Origin of the sequence: Paeniglutamicibacter antarcticus, assembly GCF_039544305.1 — a bacterium.
Lineage (GTDB): Bacteria > Actinomycetota > Actinomycetes > Actinomycetales > Micrococcaceae > Paeniglutamicibacter > Paeniglutamicibacter antarcticus_C.
The window spans coordinates 50,533-69,721 of record NZ_BAABLK010000012.1; the positions used below are offsets into that span (position 1 = coordinate 50,533).

Below are 19,189 nucleotides of genomic sequence, written 5' to 3' on the forward strand. Positions count from 1 at the left end.
CAACTGATCAGCGGGGAACCTCGAAGTTGGTCACGCGCATATCGCGGCCGTCGATCTCGGCCCAGTCCTTGTCGGTCTGCAACACCGTCAGTCCCAGCGTCGGGTAGTCCATGGCCAGCTCGTAGACTGCCTCTTCGTCGGAGTCCACCGAGGCCAGGGACATGGCCAGTTCCTGCAGCACCGGCTGGTGCCCGATGACCAGCAGGGTCGTGACGGTCTCGGGGGTTTCGTTGATGATGGAGCACAGCGCGGTGATTGAGGCACCATAGATCCGCGAATCCAGGTAGGGCGTCGGTGCCTTTTCGCCCAGTTCGCTGATGACCCAGGCACAGGTGGCCCGGGTGCGCTGGGCGTCGGAGAGCACTATGTAGTCGGGGACCATTTGGTTCTCGCGCAACCATGCCCCCGCAGCAGGGGCTTCCCTGTTTCCTCGGGCGCCCAGCGGCCGGTCATGGTCCGATACACCCAACGGGTAGTCGCTCTTGGCGTGGCGCAGCAATACGAGTCGCTTCAGGTGGTGTTCACTCATGCACACAAGTTTAGGGCCCGCCTGGGCTTAAGCACCTGTGGGCCCGGCATCCACGGATGCCGGGCCCACAGGGAAGAAGGGAATCAGACTAGATCGTGTATTCCGGGGCTGCCCAGACGACGACCTCGGGGTGCTCGTAGAAACGGTAACCCTGTCCGCGCACGGTGCGCACGGTGTTGGCCAGTCGGCCCAGCTTGGAACGCAGGCGACGGATGTGCACGTCGATGGTGCGCTCGTTCGGGACCTCTTCGGCGTTGCGCCACAGGTTGGTGAGCAGCTCGTCGCGCCCCACTGTGCGGGTGCCGTTCTCCACCAGGTAGTTCAGCAGTTCGAATTCCTTGAACGTAAGGTTCAGCGTCTCCCCGTCAAGGTGCACTTCACGGCGAGACAAATCGATCAGCACGCCCGAGGGGCGCGGAACTGCTGGGCGGGCATCGACCCGTGGGCGTCGGTTGACGGTGGGATCCCCCAGCGCCTGGCGCACGACATCGATGTTTTCGCCCTGGGCGCTGGACGGGGCAAGTGCGACGGCCGCGTGGGTCTGCGCATCCGGGGACAGCGTTGCGAGAAACGCGCGAACCTGGGTGGCCAGCTTGCCCAGCGTGGTTCCCTGGGCTTGGGCCACCGACTCGTCGAGGCCTACGTAGAGCACGAACCCGCGTGCCGTGGTGTCACCGGCAACCGGCTGAGGGCCGGGGGTTCCGTTGGGTGTCACAACAGGGGTCGGAGCCGTCATCGGCCGAGTCTCATGGGTGGCAGACACCGCATGGAGCTGGCGATAGCCTGCCGGGGCGTAGCCGCCTGGGGCAGTGTTGCGCTGCGCTGCAGCGGCGCGTGACTGGGCGTTGCGGATTGAGACATGGACGTATCCGGACGTTACCGACATGCTTCTTTACCTCTAACTCGTGTGAATGCCACGGAATGGCGCGAATGCTTGATTGCCTCGCCTGATCGCCGGTGCGAGGGGCGGGTGCGATGCGAGTGTCACTGAGCGTTGGAAGGATCCGACACTCAGCTGGGCATTCGACAACAACTCCGGCGATGGTCCATCGCCATGCCTTGATAAAGGCCCTTGGGTGTTGCTGATGCGCTATTCACAATCTCTAGTTTCCTCGTAATATTAGGAACCCGCAAGTAACAAACCTCGATGCAGTCCACGATGTGACACAGCAGACGCTTAACGTGATTAGCATCACATTGCACAGATGTACGCTGTACCGATTCCACGCAATGCGGTATGCGTAGTCATCTCTTCAAGAAGTGACAATGTGATCAATACCCAATGCCATCGGTGCTCAAGCCGCGGGACTTACACCCGCATCCGGATCCAAGCAACGACCCCACCCTGCGTTGGCCCACCGCGCTCCTCCCCCTATTGCTCTCAGGCCCTAGGCTTGAACCAGCGGGTCTCACAGCCTGCACACAGCCGTGCCACAGGACCGGCCTACACCCAGGAGGGAAAGTTAAGAACATGCCCAGCCCACGCTTTTCTCCCACGCAGTTGCCCCGCCTGACCCACCCGGACGGAACAGCCATCCGGGTGCTTGTTGTCGACGACGAACCCTCGCTCGCCGAGCTCGTTTCCATGGGCACCCGCATGTTGGGGTGGGAGGCAACGGTCGCCTACGACGGCCCCTCCGCGGTCGAAGCCTGCCGCAAATCCGCACCGGATGTTCTGGTGCTCGACTGGATGCTGCCCGGTTTCGAGGGCCCGGAGGTGCTGCGCAAGGTACGCACCTTCCTTCCCGAGGTCCCGGTGCTGTTCCTGACCGCCAAGGACGCAGTGGAGGACCGTATCGAAGGACTCGGCATCGGCGCCGACGACTATGTCGCCAAGCCATTCAGCCTCGAGGAAGTCCTGCTACGCCTGCACAAGCTTGTGGAACGGTCCGGGGCCACCGCCGCGGACGGCGCGGAACTGGTGGTGGGCGACCTGGTCCTGAACAGCGACTCCCACGACGTCACCCGGGCCGGCGAGCCCATCAATCTCACCGCCACCGAGTTCGACCTGCTCTCCTACCTGATGGTCAATGCCCGTCGGGTTGTCTCCAAATCCCAGATCCTGGACAACGTCTGGCACTACGATTTCGGTGGACAGGCCAATATTGTCGAACTCTACATTTCCTACCTGCGCAAAAAGATCGAAGCTGACGGGCCAGCGATGATCCACACGGTGCGAGGAGCCGGATACATGCTCAAGCCCGCCTCATGAGCCAACGAGCACCCCTTGTGCCGGAGAACGGCGAAGTGGAACCGAGTCCTGGCCCACCGGCAAAGCCGTTGCAGGTTCCCTTTCACCTGCGCCTGGGCCAATGGATCGGCAGGCTCACCCTGCAGCGCAAGCTGCTGCTGGCGCTCATCGGCTCCTTGGCACTGATCTGCACGCTCATCGGGCTGCTGCTAAACACCGGCATGCGCCAGTCCCTGGCCACCCAGCTACACGAGCAGTTGAGATTCGCCTCGGAACGCGCGGCAACCTATTCGGCACAAAACGGCCCCGACGCCTCATCCGGCCCGCTTTTTGCCCCCGGCCAGGCCTCGGGCACGCTCAACGCCAGGATCGTCCCCGGCTTCCTGATTTTCGGGGCGGTGCTCGACCCCAAGACCGGCGAGCGCAAGGAGATCACCGAAGCCGATGTGTTGCCGCTGTCCTCGTTGTCCCTGGATGCTCCCCCGGTCATCAAGCACCTGAGCATCGGGGACTACCTGCTCTCTGCCCAGAAGGACCCCGGGTCCCATGGAACCCTGGTCACGGGGTTGCCGCTGGAACCCAACGAACGGACCCTGGCAGCGCTGGGAGTCCTGACCCTGACCATCTCGCTGGCCGGGCTGATCGGCATCGGGCTGATCGGATCGCTGATCATTCGCCGGTCCTTGGCTCCTTTGCAGCGCGTCTCCGCTGTGGCATCCTCAGTGGCCACCGCCGAACTTGAGTCGGGCACCGCAGCGCTGGAGGCGCGCGTAACTCCCGAAGACTCGGTTCCGGGCACCGAATCAGGGGAAGTGGGGCGAGCGTTGAATGCGTTGCTGGACAATGTCGGCACCGCCTTCGCCGTACGCGAGGCCTCCGAGGCGCAAATGCGCCAGTTCGTGGCCGATGCGTCCCATGAGCTGCGCACCCCGCTCTCGGCCATCCGCGGTTACACGGAACTGATCAGCGCCACGGAGCATTTCTCCGACGACGGGCAGCGTTCGCTGAACCGCGTGCTCGAACAGAGCACCCGGATGAGCTCCCTGGTGGAAAACCTGCTGCTGCTGGCGCGGCTGGATGAGAAACACCAAATCAAGAAGGTTCCGGTCGACCTGGGAAAGCTGGCAGCGGAGATCACCGAGGACTTCGCCATCACGGCCTCGTCCCACCATTGGATCCCGACGGTCCCCGATGACGGGCTGGTCGTATCCGGTGATGCCGCCGCCCTTCGCCGGGTCATCACCAACCTGTTGGCAAATGCCCGAAAGCATACCTCGGCGGGAAGCACCGTCACCGTCAGCGTTGAGCGCGATGCCACCGCCAGCAAGGCGATGCTGCGCGTGGCCGACAACGGCGAAGGCATCGCCGCGGATTTCCTGCCCCAGGTGTTCAAGCGCTTCACCCGTGCCGATGCCGCCCGATCGGGCGCCGATGGGACCACCGGGCTGGGGCTGCCGATCGCCAAGGCCATCGTCGAATCGCACGGGGGCAGCATCGAGGTTTCTTCCGCCCCGGGGAACACCGTCTTCGAGGTGCGCCTGCCGCTGCCCGCTGCAGCCAAGCCCGCATCCGGACCGAGGCCAACGAACGGCTGAGGCCCCCACGAGAGCGCACAAGGAAGCGGCGCCTACCAGGCTTCGGGAAGGATTCCGAATGCCTGCTGGACGCCGCTCAATGGTGAGGGTTTCCCCGGTTGCCTAGTGGGCCACCCCGTAGAGGCGGTCCCCGGCATCTCCGAGTCCGGGAACGATGTAGGCGTTCTCATCGAGCTTCTCGTCAAGGGCTCCCAGGATCAGGTGCACCTTGTCGTTCCCGCCGTAGCTCTGCTCCAAACGGGCCAGGCCCTCCGGTGCGGCAATGAGGCAGATGCAGGTGACATCGGCTGCTCCACGGTCAAAGAGGAACTTGATCGATTCGATCAATGTGCCGCCGGTGGCGAGCATCGGATCGAGCACGAAGACCTGGCGTCCGGTCAGGTCCGAGGGCAAGCGTTCGGCGTAGGTGATGATGTCGAGGGTTTCCTCGTTGCGTGCCATGCCCAGGAATCCCACCTCCGCGGTGGGGACCAGCCGGGTCATTCCCTCGAGCATGCCCAGGCCGGCCCGGAGGATCGGAACCACCAGCGGGGTCGGCTTGGCAAACGCGATTCCCTTGGTCATCGCCACCGGCGTCTCCACCTGGATCTCGACGGTTTTGACCTCACGCGTGGCCTCATAGGCCAGCAGGGTCACCAACTCGTCGGTCAACTGCCGGAAAACCGGCGACGGAGTGCTCTTGTCCCGGAGGACCGATACCTTATGGGCCACCAACGGGTGGTCGATTACCTGTACGCGCATGCACCAAAATCTACCAGCCGAATGCCTTCTGTTCCCGGCTTTCGCCGACTCTCTCCGGGTGATTCCCACCATTGCAGCCGTCTCCGGGCCGGGGTGGGCAAACTAGCATGGGGTGCACAATGATTGATTCTTCTCATCTCCCGCTCATGGACATCGCTCTTGCCGAGGCCCGGGCCGCCCTTGCCACAGGGGACGTCCCCATTGGTGCGGTGGTCATCGGCCCCGATTCGAAGGTGCTTGCCACCGGCCGCAACGAGCGCGAGGCCCACGGCGATCCCACCGCCCACGCGGAGCTCGTAGCGATCCGTGGTGCTGCCCGTGCACTGCGCGACGCCGAACGCGGAGACAGTTGGCGCCTGGAGGACTGCACGCTGGTGGTCACCCTGGAACCGTGCGCCATGTGCGCCGGGGCGATCGTTCTCGCGCGGATCCCCCGGGTCGTCTTCGGTGCCTGGGATGGGAAGGCTGGTGCCGTCGGTTCGGTGTTCGACATCCTGCGCGAACCCCGGCTCAACCACTGGGTCGAGGTCTACCCCGGGGTCAAGGAAGCTGAATGCGCGGCACTGCTCACCGATTTCTTCCGCGCCCGCCGCCACACCTAGAACGCAATGAACCACACCCTCAGGGGCACCGGATCCCCCGTTTTTGTTGTGGGGCTATTTCCCGGTAGAGTGTTCTGGTCTGGTGACGTGTCCGAGCGGCCGAAGGTGCAACACTCGAAATGTTGTGTACGGAAACGTACCGTGGGTTCAAATCCCACCGTCACCGCCAGTATGAAGGGTTTGGATTCCTTAGGGAATCCAAACCCTTCAGTCGTTGACCGAGGCCCCGTCAGGCCCGCCGGCCGTTGGCCAGCCATTGCTCGAAGGTCATCGCATCCCGGACCACCGAGGCCAGAGGAATCAGTCCGCCGTTGAAGGCCAGCACTCCCGGCACCGGCAGCCCGAGAACCCTGGCCCGCGGTCCTGCGTTGCCGGCAGCGGCGTTGTCCTTGGAGACCAGGCGCGCGAGCTGTGCCATGTCTCGTTCTTCGGGACCGGCCAGCTCTACTCCCGCCGGTGCGTTCTTTCCCGATTCGACGGTGGAGGCCACCAGCCTAGCCACCGCGTCGGCGGCGACCGGCTGGGTTTTCATGCGTGGAACCACCGACAGAGGCCCAAACCCCATTTGCCCCAGCATGGTCTCGGCGAGCTCGAACCATTGGGTGGAGCACACGATCGTGGAGGGCACCCTCGCGTTTTGGTATCGGGCTTCTTGGGCAGCCTTGCCGCGGTAGTAGCCCATGAACCTGTTGATCTTCGGTTTCCGGGCATTGATGATCGAGACGCAGACCAAGTGCTTGACACGTTCCTGCTCCGCGGCGCGGATGATGTTCCGTGCGGTGGTGTCGTAAAAATCAATGCAGGCACCGGCGTTGGGGCTGGCTAGGTTCAGGCAGTCGACCACCGCGTCAGCGCCTTCCAGCACCGGCGCCAAGCCGAGCCCCGTGTACGCGTCAACCCCCGTGGTCTTGCTGGCCGCCACCACCTCGTGGCCTGCTTCCCGCAGCACGCCTACGACGCGTCTGCCCAGGTTTCCGTTGCCGCCGAGAACGATCACTTTCATGTAGTTGAGCCTACGCGCCAAGTCTTCTCGAATCGAGGGAAAACCGGCGTCCCTAGAGTCGAAGCCAGCTGAACCTGCGCCGGTTGCGCAGCAGCACAAAGTGGTGCAGCAGGATCACCACCACCACCCAGCTTCCGCCGATCAACAACCCGCCCAGTACGTCGCTGAGCCAGTGGTGCCCCAGGTATAAGCGGCTCCAGCCCACCGAAAGGACGAAGGACCCGAGGGTAAACAGCACCAGGATGCGCCAGAGCACGCTGCGCAACAGAAGGAACGCGATATACCCGACGATGCCCAGGATGGCCACGGAATTAAGTGTGTGACCGCTTGGGAACGAATAGGAGGCCGGAACCGTGCCAAGCGCGTCGTCAATCGGCGGCCGGGCCCTGCCCAGCGTGCTTTTCAAGACCACCGTCAGCGCCACCGAACCGGCGGCCGTGACTGCTATGAGCGCTCCGGGCCACGGACTTCGGGTACGCCATGAGAACAGTCCGATGAAACACAGGGCAAGGATGGTCATGGCGGTCGTGTCCCCGGCGACGGTGAAAAACCACGCAATGTACGTTGCTGCTGCACTGCGGTGCGCTTCCATCCATTCCAGCAGCGGGATGTCGAAGGCATCGGGCATCCCTCCGACACGAACCGAAACCCAGAGGCGGCGTGCCACGGCCAACAGACCCAATAAAAGTGCCAGTGAAAAAGTGAGGATCGAACCGGTGCGGGGCCCGCTCTTGCCGGGTCGGCGCGGTGAAGTCATGGAGCAAAGCTTATCGCCCGGAGCCACTGATTCGCTCAAGGCCGGATCGGGCTTGCCGTTGTGCGGTGACGTTGGCGCCGAAGCATGCGCGAAGATGGAGGCATGACAATTCGCGTGCTGGCCGTGGGCAAGAAACACGAATCCTGGGTGAGCGAGGGAATCGAACGTTATGAAAAGCGGATGAAGAAGCCCTTCGACATCAAGTGGCAGCTGCTTCCGCATTCGGCACGCGAAGGGGATCTGGCACGCACCGAAGAATCCGCGCGGATCCTGGCCAAGGTCGACGCCAAGGACTTCCTCCTCCTGCTTGACGAGCGCGGGAAGAACATCGATTCCCCCGCACTGGCCAAGACGCTGCAGCGTCCCCTGGACGCCTCGCGGAACATCACCGTGGTGATCGGCGGTGCATACGGCATCGAGGCGTCCGTCCACGCCCGTGCCGATTTCACCTGGAGCCTGTCAAAACTGGTCTTCCCGCACCAGCTGGTCCGCCTGATCCTTACCGAGCAGCTCTACCGGGCCCAGGAAATCACCGCCGGCGGCAAGTACCACCACGTATAGCCGCCCCTGCCCTCGGTGAAACGACGACCTAATTGACCCATCCAGCGTTTAGGCTGGGGTCGATGGCAACGACTATTGATGCAGCCCACGTCCTTGAGCGGTTCACCCCCGCGACGCGGGCCTGGTTCGAGGGAGCCTTCGCCGCGCCGACGCCGGCCCAGATCGGCGCATGGGACGCCATCTCCACCGGCAAGCACGCCTTGGTCATTGCACCGACCGGCTCCGGCAAGACCCTCTCGGCCTTCCTCTGGGCCTTGGATACCTTTGCCCGCACCGCGACGCAGATCCTGGACCCAGCGCTCCCGGGCCTGGAATCTTCGTTGTCCCCCGCACCGGGCGGCAAACCCGCCAAGTCAACAGGCCCGAGGCCCGCCGGGACCAAGGTGCTCTACATTTCCCCGTTGAAGGCCCTTGGCGTGGACGTGGAGCGCAACCTGCGCGCCCCGCTGGTGGGCATCAAGGCCATCGCTGCGCATCTGGGACTCGCGGTTCCACAGGTCAGCGTCGGTGTGCGATCAGGAGACACCCCGGCCAACGAACGACGCAAGCTGGTGACCCACCCGCCGGACATCCTCATCACCACTCCCGAGTCGCTCTACCTGATGCTCACATCCAAGGCCCGCGAGTCCCTCACCTTGGTGCACACCGTGATCCTGGACGAGGTCCATGCGGTGGCCGGCACCAAGCGCGGCGCACACCTTGCTTTGTCCCTTGAACGTCTCGATGCGTTGTTGGCCGCCCCGGCCCAGCGAATCGGGCTCTCCGCCACTGTGGAGCCCCGAGGGGAGGTCGCACGTTTTCTGGGAGGCCAAGCCCCGGTGTCCATCATTGCCCCGCCCATCACCAAGACCTGGGAGCTCAGCGTCCGGGTACCGGTTCAAGACATGACCGACCTGCCCGCCGCCCCCGGGGTTCCCGACCTGGGCGAAGGACTGGCCCCGCAGGGCAGCATCTGGCCACACGTCGAGGAGCAGATCGTGGATTTGATCGAGGCGAACCGCTCCACCATCGTCTTCGCGAATTCGCGCCGCTTGGCTGAGCGGCTGACCGGGCGGCTGAACGAAATCCACGAATCCCGTCTCCTCGCACACGACGCCGAAGCACCCTCCGTGTCCCCCGCGCCCGACTCCAGGACCACGCCAGGGACACCGATGGCACGGACACAACCAGGCACCGGCTTGCCTGCTGGAGTGATGGCCCAGGCCGGTCTCACCTCCACGTCCATGCCCATCGGCGAGGAAGGTGCCGTGGCGCCGCTGGCGAGAGCGCACCATGGCTCGGTGTCCAAGGACACCCGGGCGGATATCGAGGACGGGCTGAAGACCGGTGTGCTGCGCGCCGTGGTCGCGACCAGCTCCCTGGAACTGGGTATCGACATGGGGTTAGTGGACCTGGTGATCCAGGTCGAGTCCCCGCCCTCGGTGGCCTCGGGCCTGCAACGCGTGGGACGTGCCGGCCACCAGGTCGGCGAGACCTCCGTTGGCGCTTTCTTTCCCAAGCACCGCTCCGACTTGCTTTCCACCGCCCTGACCGTCTCGCGGATGCGTGAAGGCAAGATCGAGAAGCTTCATATCCCGGCGAACCCCCTGGACGTGCTGGCCCAACAGACCCTTGCCGCCTGCGCCTTGGAGGACCTGGATGTCGAGGGCTGGTTCGACATCGTGCGGCGATCGGCTCCCTACGCGGCACTTCCGCGTGCCGCTTACACCGCAACCCTGGAAATGCTGGCGGGCAAATACCCTTCGGATGAATTCGCCCAGCTGCGTCCTCGCATCATCTGGGACCGGGATGCCGGCACGCTCACCGGCCGGCCCGGAGCCCAGCGCCTGGCCGTGGTCAGCGGCGGAACAATCCCCGACCGCGGGCTCTTCGGGGTGTACCTCATCGGCTCCGAGGCAACGGGCGGCAAGGACGGCGCCAAGGGCGGACGGCGGGTGGGCGAACTCGACGAGGAGATGGTCTACGAATCCCGCGTCACCGATGTATTCGCCCTGGGGGCCACCAGCTGGCGCATCGAGGAGATCACCCATGACAGGGTGCTGGTTTCCCCCGCCTTCGGCCAGCCGGGCAAGCTGCCCTTCTGGAAGGGCGACGCCCAGGGCAGGCCGGTGGAACTCGGGGAGGCCCTGGGCGTCTTCACCTCCGAACTGGCGATTCTGCCTGCTGCGCATTCGCTGGAGAAGCTCACCTCGATCGGGCTCGACGACTTTGCCGCGGGAAACCTGCTGAACTACGTGGGTGCGCAGGCCGAAGCCACCACGGTGGTCCCCAGCGACAAGACGCTGGTTGTCGAGCGCTTCGTGGACGAACTCGGCGATTGGCGGGTCATCCTGCACTCGCCCTTCGGGCTTCCCATACACTCGCCCTGGGCGCTGGCCGTCGGGGCACGGCTGCATGAACGCTACGGCCTGGACGGCTCCGCCATGGCCGCGGACGACGGGATCGTGCTGCGTGTCCCGGCGATGGACGATGAGCCCCCGGGGGCCGAGCTCTTCTTCTTCGACCCCGACGAGGTCCAGGACGTGGTCACCGCGCAGGTGGGCAACTCCGCGCTCTTCGCCTCCCGTTTCCGCGAATGCGCGTCCCGTGCGCTGCTGCTGCCGCGCACCAATCCCGGCAAGCGGTCCCCGCTGTGGCAGCAACGTCAGCGCAGTGCCCAGCTGCTCGATGTGGCACGGAAGTACCCGGACTTCCCGATCATCCTGGAGACCGTGCGTGAGTGCCTGAACGACGTCTATGACCTTCCGGCACTCAAGAACCTGCTCGGGCGCATCGATTCGCGCGCCGTCACAATCGCGGAGGTCCAGACCAAGACCCCGTCGCCGTTCGCCCAGTCGCTGCTTTTTGGGTACGTCGCCCAGTTCCTCTACGAGGGCGATTCGCCGTTGGCCGAACGCCGCGCAGCGGCTCTGAGCCTTGACCCGGCACTGCTCAACGAGCTGCTGGGCCGCACGGAGCTGCGCGAGCTGCTCGACGCCAAGGTAATTGCCCGGACCCAGGACGAACTCCAGCGCACCGCGAAGAACCGCAGGCTTACCGGTGTGGAAGGCACCGCGGACCTGCTGCGCCTGCTCGGGCCCCTCACTGTGGCGGAGGTGGCCGCCCGGCTGGAGGATGAGCCCGAAGCCGATCCGGCGTTGGCAGCCGATGCCCACCTGCAGGCGCTCCTCAGGGCCAACCGCGCCCTGGCGGTGCGCTTGGGCGGACGGGACGTGTTCGCCGCGATCGAGGACGCACCGCGCCTGCGCGACGCCCTGGGCGTCCCGCTGCCGCACGGGGTCCCTTTGGCATTCATCGAACCCGTTGCCGACCCTGTTGGCGACCTGGTATCCCGTTTCGCCCGAACCCATGGACCGTTCACCGCCGCCGACATGGCCACTGCCCTGGGCCTGGGTGTGGCGGTTGTTACCTCGGTTTTGGGGCGCTTGGTTGCCGATTCCAGGGTCATGGTCGGGGCGTTCCGGCCCGTCGAAATGCTCGATCCAGCTCCGGCGGCCGGCTCCACCGAATACTGCGATGCATCGGTGTTGAGGATGATTCGGTCGCGTTCGCTGGCCGCGCTGCGCTCGGAGGTCGAGCCCGTGGACCAGGACACCTTCGCGAGGTTCCTGCCTTCGTGGCAAGGCATCGGGGCAGGGCTGCGTGGGATCGACGGGGTGCTCGCCGTGGTGGAGCAGCTGGCCGGCGTGCCCGTCCCGGCATCAGCCTTGGAGTCCCATGTTCTGCCGGCCCGGGTACGGGACTACCAACCGTGGATGCTCGATGAGTTGATGAGTGCCGGGGAGGTGCTGGTCGCCGGTGCCGGGGCGCTGGCCGGGACCGACGGGTGGATCTCCCTGCACACCGCCGAGGATGCGCCGTTGAGCCTTCCGCTTCCCGACGGGGCCCAGCGCCCCGAGCTGGCCGCGCGGCTGCTGGAACTGCTGGGTTCCTCGGGTGCCTACTTCATTCCGCAGCTGGCGCAGCTTGTCGCCAGGGCCCCGGGGTCCGACTCCGAGCCCTCCACATCGATGGTGCGCGAGGCCCTGTGGGAGTTGTTCTGGTCCGGGGCAGCATCCCCGGACACCTTGGGCCCCATCCGCCAGTTGCTCTCCGGCGGTAAGACCGCGCACCGGGCACCGGCCAAGGCGCCCCGGGCCCGCACCGCGAGACGCGGACGCATGGCAATGCTGCGTGCCGGGGGCGAGGACCCGTCCATCGAAATCTCCGGGAGGCGCTCTGTGCCCGAGAGCGCCTCCGGGCGCTGGTCCGCCTTGCCTGCCGTTCTTTCCGATCCCACCATCCGTGCACACGCCTCCGCGGAGATCCTCTTGGAACGCTATGGGGTCCTGACGCGCGGCTCCGTTGCCGCGGAATCCGTGCCCGGGGGCTTCGGCCAGCTGTACCGGGTGCTTGGGCGGCTCGAGGAAGCCGGACACACCCGTCGCGGCTATTTCGTGGAGCGCCTCGGCGCCGCCCAGTTCTCCACCTCCGCGACCATCGACAGGTTGCGGGCCCTGGCCCGCGAACCGGGCCACGGCCAGCTTCCGGTGGCCTTGGCGCTGGCCGCCACCGACCCGGCCAACCCCTATGGTGCGGCACTTGCCTGGCCGGAAGCAGCCGGAGGGCACCGCCCCGGGAGAAAGGCAGGTGCCCTTGTGGTGCTGTTGGACGGGGCGCTGGCGTTGTACGTCGAACGCGGAGGAAAGACGGTGCTGGGTTTCGGCACGCTGTCCCCGGCCGGGGATCCGGGGCTTGCCGCGTCCGAGCCTGCCTTGCTTGATGCGATCGCCCTCGAACTGGTTTCGGTGCTCCGCCGGGCCTCCATCGCCAAGCTCGGCATTGAGAAGATCAACGGGAACCCCATCAACGAGACGCCCATGGGAGCGGCACTTCATCGCGCAGGATTCTATTCGACCCCTAGTGGGCTTCGATTTAGAAGCTAGCATTTGACGCCGATTCCACCCGTGGATCGTCCACACCGGCTAAGCTGGGTGATCAGGGTCACCTGATACTTGAGGGCAGGTGCACCCGTCTATGAAGATAGGTGGTTTTGGCGATGCCCGAAGGGGACACAGTATTTCGTGCGGCCCGTCGTCTGGAGGCGGCCCTGGCTGGCCGTGCACTGAGCGTGAGTGATTTCCGGGTCCCGGCCCATGCGACATTGTCGTTGGTGGACTGGATGGTTGAGTCCGTGGTGTCCCGCGGTAAGCACTTGCTGATCCGCGCCCGTCCCCCGGCCAGGGTCTCCGCCCCACCGCTGAGCATCCACTCTCACCTGTTGATGGAAGGCCGCTGGGACGTCTACGCCACCGGCGAGCGCTGGCGGTCCCCGGCCTTCAAGGCCCGCGCCGTGCTGGGCAACCCTGCGTTCACCGCCGTGGGCTTCGAGCTCGGTTTCCTGCAGGTGCTTCGCACCACCGACGAGGTCGAGGTCATCGGCCATCTGGGCCCGGACCCCTTGGGCCATTCCTGGGACCCGGCGGAAGCGGTGCGCCGGCTTCAATCGGCACCCGAGCGCCCCATCGGGCTGGCCTTGCTCGACCAACGGGTGATCGCCGGGTTGGGCAATGTGTACAGGTCCGAGTTGCTCTTCATCTCGCGCATCCATCCGCGGACCCCTGTGGGTGAGATCGAAGATGTGGGTCGTGTGGTCGATCTTGCCCACAGGCTGCTCAACGCCAACAAGGACAGGGCCCGGCGGGTGACCACCGGGGCGGACGGAATCAACCCGTATTGGGTTTATGGGCGCGCCGGCAAGGACTGCCTGCGCTGCGGAGAGGCCCTGCAAATCGAATCGTTGGCTGATTCCGTGCGGGCTGCCGAGCGCGACGTGTATTTCTGCGGATCCTGCCAAGGCTCCTACATCCCCACCGCCGGAGGGGTCCGCTAGGGACATAGCGGAACCGGGGACATTGGTGCCATGCACGCGTGAAAGACTGGTGTGCATGGCCATGACCTCCCCCCTGCCCGTGCGCAACGGCGTCAATGCAACCCGTCTGCGCGTGCCCGCCAACGGCCAATGGGCAACAATCTGCGAGTACATGCTGCACCGCTTTGGGCACGTCGATGCCCAAGGCATCGCTCGCCGCTTCCAAAACGGCGAAGTGGTAGGCATCGACGGGGTCGCAGTGGATGAACAGACGCCCTTGGGGTCCCACGAGTTCATCTGGTACTACAGGAACCTGCCGGCCGAGGAACCGATCCCCTTCACCGAGTCGATCCTGCACCACGATGAGAACCTGCTGGTCATCGACAAGCCCCATTTCCTGCCCACCACCCCCGGCGGGCGCTTCATCCAGGAATCCGCGTTGGTGCGGCTGCGCAACAGGGTGGGCAATCCCGACTTGATTCCGATGCACCGGTTGGACCGGGCGACCGCAGGGATCCTGCTCTTTTCCACCAATCCACAGTCCCGTGGCGCGTACCAGACGCTGTTCGAACGCCGCGAGATCTCCAAGACCTATGAGGCCGTTTCCGCCCTGGAACCTGCCGTGGGCCGCCCTGCGGGCGAGGTGCTGGGCACCGATGGCCTGGGCGGAAGCGCCGAAGAGCGCAGCGGCAACGCCATTGACGGACAGCCCGGGCCCGGAAACCACCTGCTCGGTCCCGAACGGCTCCACTCACGCATCGAGGGGCTCAGGAGCGAGCCGTTGGTTTACCTCAACCGGATGAGCAAGGTCAAGGGCCAGCTGCGCTCGCTCATCGAGCAGGGAGAGCCCAACGCCGAGTCCCTCATCGAGCTGCTGGGCACCGGTCATTCGGCTGGGTACTTTGCCGGGATGCAGGTGGCAAGGTTCCGGCTTAGTCCGCACTCGGGCAAGACCCACCAGTTGCGCGTGCACCTGGCCGCTTTGGGGCTCGGGATCCTTAACGACCCGTTTTATCCCACATTGCTGGATCTGGCCGCAGATGACTATGCGCGCCCGCTTCAACTGCTGGCCCGCAGCATTTCGTTCATCGATCCAGTCTCGGGCCGGCCAGTGAGATACGACTCGGAACTCGAGCTTTCAGAGTCCCCTGCCTGAGTATCCGTCCACCAGGACGCCGGCCGCCGGGCGTGGGAAGCACAAATTGCACCAAGGTTCTTCGGTACGCTGGGAAGCACCCCGGCAAGCAGGTGCATCCCGGGCAGCGCGGCGATGAAGGAGCTGACCATGAACCACCCCGACACCAGGAACCCTGCCGCGTCGAAAAAGTCCACGGATCCAGCCCCCGAGGCGCCGGAAGATCCGACGGCAAAGGCAACAACGGGTGATGTGCCAAAGGCCACCGATGCCGCCGCGGAGAAGAGCCCCGGTATCCTCGCTCCGAGCTTGGCAAATCCTGTAGCTTCCCCCGGCCATACCCCCGCGAAAACAATCGGGTCCGGGCCGAACCCGACGGCCCCGAAGCCAGTGGAGCCCGACCCGAAGCCTGCTGCCTCCAAACCGGATAAAGCCAGGGACCACGTCTCGGACCGCATCGCCAATCCCGCACCGCGCCGCATGGGCCCAACACCCGGTTCGCTGGACGAGGTGTTCAATGCCCCCGCCTCCGATGGGCGGGAGGTGTCTCCTCTTCGCCATTTATCGGATTCCCAGTCCAGCGCGGCCAACAGCGTTGCCGATGGCCAACCGGATGCGGTAGCCGGAGGCTTCTCCGGAATCAACAACTGGCTCGATTCCCTGCCCCAACCGGAGTTGGAACAACTGGGGGACAAAATCTATGCCGCCCCGTCCAGCATGAAGGCCAGCTGGCGGCAAAGACGCAATGAACGAGCCAAGACCGCCGAGCTGAAGGAACAGCGCCGCCTGATCGAGGTCGCCCATGTCGAAGCCCACAGGGAGGCCGGGGACCGCGAAGCCAGGGCCTTGGCCCATCAGGCCCGGCTGGAGGCCCAGGTTCTTGAAGCCGCCCACACACACGCCAAGTCCGCAGAAACAGAACGGGCCCGCGCGATCGCCGAGGCCCCGGAAAAAAGTGAAGCCCCCGAACAGCCCACGGCCACGGAACCGGTGGTCTCGGCACGTCCCACCCGGGAACCGCGCACGGATCCGGCACAGCTGGCTGCCCTGGTGGCCAGCGCCAAGTCGGCACTCGAGAACCAGAAGGAAACCTACGAACCGGTTTACGTGGCACCATATGCGGTTCCGGAGTTCGGCCCGGCCCCGGCGGAGGAGCCCGCTGACCTGCGCCGCAGGATTATTCTCGGCGCCGCCGCCCTCATGGCGGCGGTAGTGTCCATGCTCAATCTGGACACCTTGGCCTCGGGCAATGTGGAAACACTGGGCTCGAACTATTCGTTGCTCTCCATCGCACCCACCGCGCACCTTCTCTGGCCCGTCATCTTTGTGTGGGCTGCGCTGGGTGCGGCCTATTCGTGGGTTCCCTCGCAGCGTTCGGCGGTGCGCCAACGTGGTGTCGGGATTCCCTTCGCGCTTGCCTGCGTGGCCTCCACGTTGTGGATGCTCAGCGCATTGAACTCCTGGCTCGTGCCTGCCTGCGTGTTCGCCGGGGCGAGCTGCTTCTTGTTGTATGCCACGGTACGGGCACTGAACCGCAAGACGGCCCGTAGCCGGCGCGAGCGCCTGCTCACCGACGCCCCCGTCTGCCTCATGACCGGTTTCAGCTTTGTCGTGCTGGCCTCGACGTTCGGCGCCATGGTTCAATCATGGGGCGCCGAGCGAGCCGATATCTGGGTTGCCGCGGTCTTGGTGCCCGTCGTGGGCTACGCATCGGTCGCCTTGGCGATGACTGAGCGCGGGCGCATCATCCTGGCGATCGGTTTCGCCTGGGGCATGTTCTGGCTGTTGGTACCGCGCGCCGTGGGCACCAACAACTCCATTTGGATCGCTATCCTTGCCGGAATGGCGGCATTCGTGGTGTTGCTGGCCACCGAGAACCGGCGATACCAGATCCACCATGCCGAGCACCGTGCAGCCCGCGGCAAGGCAACCGACTTTTCCTAGGTCCGGCCGTTCCCGGTGCGTTTGCTAGCGCCTCAGCACGATCCAGCGTCCCCCGGTTCGTCGTAAGACCACCAACTTCTCGGTCACTGCCACGTTCTCCACGGCAGCGCGCATAGCCGCTGCCGAGTCGATGGCGCGCGAATCCGGGCCTCCCTCGTCTTCCACCGTGTACCGCACGGTGATGCGCGGGACCCCGCCTATGACATCGAGTTGGTTCGCGTCAACGTGGTGGCCGGCCGCCAAGGAATTCACGGCGGTGTCCATTACCGCTTCGGGGCCGTTTCCCGGCCGAAGCCCCAGGATGTTCAATTGCGCACGATACGAAGGCATGCAAACAAGCCTAGTGGGTGTCGGAATGGCGCAGCTCTCCCGTTGCCTGTCTGGCCCCGCGACACCGAGCCGGACAAAAGTGGCAGACTGATGCTATGAGTGCAGCAACAGAATTCACGCAGTGGCGCCGCATGCGCGACGAAGGTCTCGCCGTCCCGTTCGGATGGCTCTCGTTGAGCAGCTACCAGTGGCTGGACGCCGAACCCGGTCGCCTGGAGCTGGTGCCCGGCGAATGGAGCGCCAATGCCGAAGGCGCGAAAGTCACCTGTGGGCCATCGGACCGATTCACCTCACCCGACGGCGACCCGGTATCCGGGACCTTGAGCCAGTCCCTGAACGAGGGCGAATCGATGCATTTCGTCCGGCACGGCCAGACCCTGGTGGAGCTCGGCGTGCGCGGGGGCCGCTACATGATCCGAACCCGCGAGGCCACCCATCCGAGGCTGACCGGTTTCCTCGGCGTGCCCGTCTTCGACTACGACCCCTCGTTCGTCGTACCGGGACGCTACACGGCCTTTCCCGTCCCGAAGGTCGTGCCGATCGACACCTTCCGGCCTGACACAACGCTGCACACCGAGCTGGTCGGTGAGGTCGAATTCGAGCTGGACGGGAACACACGGACCCTGGCTGCATCCCAGAACGCCGACGGATCACTGAGCGTGGCCTTCCGCGACGGGACTAACGGGGTGCAGACTGCGGGGTGGCGTTTCGTCACGGTGCAGGCTCCGGATCCCGAGGGATCGCTCACCATTGATTTCAACCGCACGCTGAACTTTCCCATGGCGTTCTCGCCCTATGCCGTGTGTCCGGCCCCGGTGCCAGGGAACCGGCTCGACGTGCAGGTGCGCGCCGGGGAGCTGCAACCGCAGTAGCCGGAGGCTTCACGCACATGGCGGATGTTGCCGCGGAAGCTACTTCGGTCCCATGCGGATGGCACCGTCAAGGCGGATGGTTTCCCCGTTGAGCATTTGGTTTGCAAGGATGTGCTGGACCAGGGCCGCATATTCGCTTGGCTTGCCCAGCCGCGAGGGGTGCGGCACCTGGGCGCCCAGCGAGGCCTGAGCCTCGGCGGAGAGCGAAGCCATCATCGGGGTCTCGAAGATCCCCGGGGCGATGGTCATAACCCTGATGTAGTGGCGGGCCAGCTCTCGTGCCAGCGGCAGCGTCATGGCGGCCACGGCTCCCTTGGAGGCGGCGTAGGCCGGTTGGCCGATCTGACCGTCGAAGGCCGCGACGGAGGCGGTGTTGATGATGACACCGCGTTCGGGAGTTCCGGTGCCCGGGTCGAGGATCGGTTCGGTTTCCGCCATGGCCTCTGCAGCCAGGCGGAGCACGTTGAAGGTTCCGGTGAGGTTGATGGCAATGACCTTTTCAAAGGTTTCCAGCTTCAGCACACCCTCGCGTCCCAGCACCTTCCCCGGAGTGGCGACCCCGGCGCAGTTGACCACGATGCGCAGGCTGCCCATTTTCTTGGCCGCGTCTATAGCCGCCTTGATTTGTTCCTCATCGGTGACATCGCCTGCCACGAACCGCGCGCGTTCACCGATCGCTGCCGCCACCTGATCGCCTGTGGAGGACGGGAGGTCAACGAGCACCACGTGGGCGCCGGCGTCATGGAGGATGCGTGCGGTTGCGGCGCCAAGTCCCGAGGCTCCCCCGGTGACCAATGCGACTGAGTCCGTGATGAGCATGCTGGGATTCCCTTCGTCGGTGTTGTTGCCACCAGATGACCGAGGCCGCGAGGCCGTTCGGGCCTCACCCTGTTGGGTTAGTGGCCACTAACTCGTTCCAGCCTAGACTGGCACGGCCGAAGACAAAAGGGTCCGTGTTGACTCATCTAAAGTGCGCGCGAAATGGGGCGCATGCCTCATTTGAGAAGTGCACGCGAAATCTCTGGCGCATGACCGGGCACCTTGGTGTGCTGGAGGGATGGGTTATGGGTTGACATTG

General features: G+C 65.1%; 16 protein-coding genes and 1 tRNA gene. 10 read left to right on the forward strand and 7 right to left on the reverse strand.

Translation table 11 applies throughout. The features are described 5' to 3' along the window. Positions 1–7: 7 nt before the first annotated feature. Entirely contained in the window at positions 8–529 is a 522-nt protein-coding gene (locus tag ABEA12_RS03350) for a SixA phosphatase family protein (RefSeq protein WP_210102017.1), read from the reverse strand. A gap of 88 nt (positions 530–617) precedes the next feature. Continuing rightward, positions 618–1,415, reverse strand: a complete 798-nt coding sequence (locus ABEA12_RS03355) for a winged helix-turn-helix domain-containing protein (protein WP_210102018.1) — start codon at positions 1,413–1,415, stop codon at positions 618–620. Between the two features lie 585 nt (positions 1,416–2,000). Here ABEA12_RS03355 and ABEA12_RS03360 point away from each other — a divergent pair. Both ABEA12_RS03360 and ABEA12_RS03365 read left to right on the forward strand, forming a co-directional pair. Next, the gene (locus ABEA12_RS03360; protein WP_210102019.1) at positions 2,001–2,741 is read left to right on the forward strand and encodes a response regulator transcription factor; all 741 of its coding nucleotides are present in this window, start codon (positions 2,001–2,003) and stop codon (positions 2,739–2,741) included. Then, entirely contained in the window at positions 2,738–4,315 is a 1,578-nt protein-coding gene (locus ABEA12_RS03365; RefSeq protein WP_210102020.1) for a sensor histidine kinase, read from the forward strand. The genes ABEA12_RS03360 and ABEA12_RS03365 overlap by 4 nt, the downstream gene beginning before the upstream one ends. Positions 4,316–4,417: 102 nt before the next feature. Here ABEA12_RS03365 and upp read toward each other — a convergent pair whose 3' ends face one another. After that, complete coding sequence (gene upp, locus ABEA12_RS03370; RefSeq protein ID WP_210102021.1) at positions 4,418–5,056, reverse strand: uracil phosphoribosyltransferase; 639 nt, start codon at positions 5,054–5,056, stop codon at positions 4,418–4,420. 119 nt (positions 5,057–5,175) lie between these two features. Between upp and tadA the strand changes: the two genes are divergently transcribed. Together tadA and ABEA12_RS03380 are read left to right on the forward strand one after the other, a co-directional pair. After that, a complete protein-coding gene (gene tadA / locus ABEA12_RS03375; protein WP_210102022.1) occupies positions 5,176–5,658 on the forward strand; it encodes a tRNA adenosine(34) deaminase TadA in 483 nt (160 codons plus the stop codon). An 81-nt stretch (positions 5,659–5,739) separates the two neighbouring features. Beyond that, positions 5,740–5,827 (forward strand) — tRNA-Ser (locus ABEA12_RS03380). 60 nt (positions 5,828–5,887) lie between these two features. Here the strand turns inward: ABEA12_RS03380 and ABEA12_RS03385 are convergent. Beyond that, positions 5,888–6,661, reverse strand: coding sequence for an SDR family oxidoreductase (locus ABEA12_RS03385; protein ID WP_210102023.1), 774 nt, complete (start codon positions 6,659–6,661; stop codon positions 5,888–5,890). 52 nt (positions 6,662–6,713) lie between these two features. Beyond that, positions 6,714–7,418 carry a phosphatase PAP2 family protein gene (locus ABEA12_RS03390; RefSeq protein ID WP_210102024.1) on the reverse strand — a complete coding sequence of 235 codons (705 nt, stop codon included), beginning with the start codon at positions 7,416–7,418 and terminating at the stop codon, positions 6,714–6,716. 102 nt (positions 7,419–7,520) lie between these two features. On the opposite strand from ABEA12_RS03390, the gene ABEA12_RS03395 reads away from it, so the two are divergent. The 5 genes from ABEA12_RS03395 to ABEA12_RS03415 all read left to right on the forward strand — a co-directional run bounded on the left by ABEA12_RS03395 (position 7,521) and on the right by ABEA12_RS03415 (position 16,909). Beyond that, positions 7,521–7,979 (forward strand): 23S rRNA (pseudouridine(1915)-N(3))-methyltransferase RlmH, encoded by a 459-nt coding sequence (locus tag ABEA12_RS03395; RefSeq protein ID WP_210102025.1) that lies wholly within the window; start codon positions 7,521–7,523, stop codon positions 7,977–7,979. Between the two features lie 62 nt (positions 7,980–8,041). Next, the gene (locus ABEA12_RS03400; RefSeq protein WP_210102026.1) at positions 8,042–12,904 is read left to right on the forward strand and encodes an ATP-dependent helicase; all 4,863 of its coding nucleotides are present in this window, start codon (positions 8,042–8,044) and stop codon (positions 12,902–12,904) included. 113 nt (positions 12,905–13,017) lie between these two features. Next, positions 13,018–13,851, forward strand: coding sequence for a DNA-formamidopyrimidine glycosylase family protein (locus ABEA12_RS03405; RefSeq protein WP_210102027.1), 834 nt, complete (start codon positions 13,018–13,020; stop codon positions 13,849–13,851). Between the two features lie 61 nt (positions 13,852–13,912). Further along, the gene (locus tag ABEA12_RS03410; protein WP_345466409.1) at positions 13,913–14,986 is read left to right on the forward strand and encodes a pseudouridine synthase; all 1,074 of its coding nucleotides are present in this window, start codon (positions 13,913–13,915) and stop codon (positions 14,984–14,986) included. A gap of 129 nt (positions 14,987–15,115) precedes the next feature. Beyond that, positions 15,116–16,909, forward strand: coding sequence for a hypothetical protein (locus ABEA12_RS03415; RefSeq protein ID WP_210102029.1), 1,794 nt, complete (start codon positions 15,116–15,118; stop codon positions 16,907–16,909). Between the two features lie 24 nt (positions 16,910–16,933). Here the strand turns inward: ABEA12_RS03415 and ABEA12_RS03420 are convergent, their stop codons facing one another. Next, the gene (locus ABEA12_RS03420) at positions 16,934–17,239 is read right to left on the reverse strand and encodes a hypothetical protein (RefSeq protein ID WP_210102030.1); all 306 of its coding nucleotides are present in this window, start codon (positions 17,237–17,239) and stop codon (positions 16,934–16,936) included. Positions 17,240–17,334: 95 nt separating this feature from the next. Here ABEA12_RS03420 and ABEA12_RS03425 point away from each other — a divergent pair, with 95 nt between their 5' ends. Further along, entirely contained in the window at positions 17,335–18,111 is a 777-nt protein-coding gene (locus ABEA12_RS03425) for a DUF1684 domain-containing protein (RefSeq protein ID WP_210102031.1), read from the forward strand. A gap of 39 nt (positions 18,112–18,150) precedes the next feature. Here the strand turns inward: ABEA12_RS03425 and ABEA12_RS03430 are convergent, their stop codons facing one another. Then, a complete protein-coding gene (locus ABEA12_RS03430; protein WP_210102032.1) occupies positions 18,151–18,930 on the reverse strand; it encodes a 3-hydroxyacyl-CoA dehydrogenase in 780 nt (259 codons plus the stop codon). Positions 18,931–19,189: the final 259 nt, after the last annotated feature.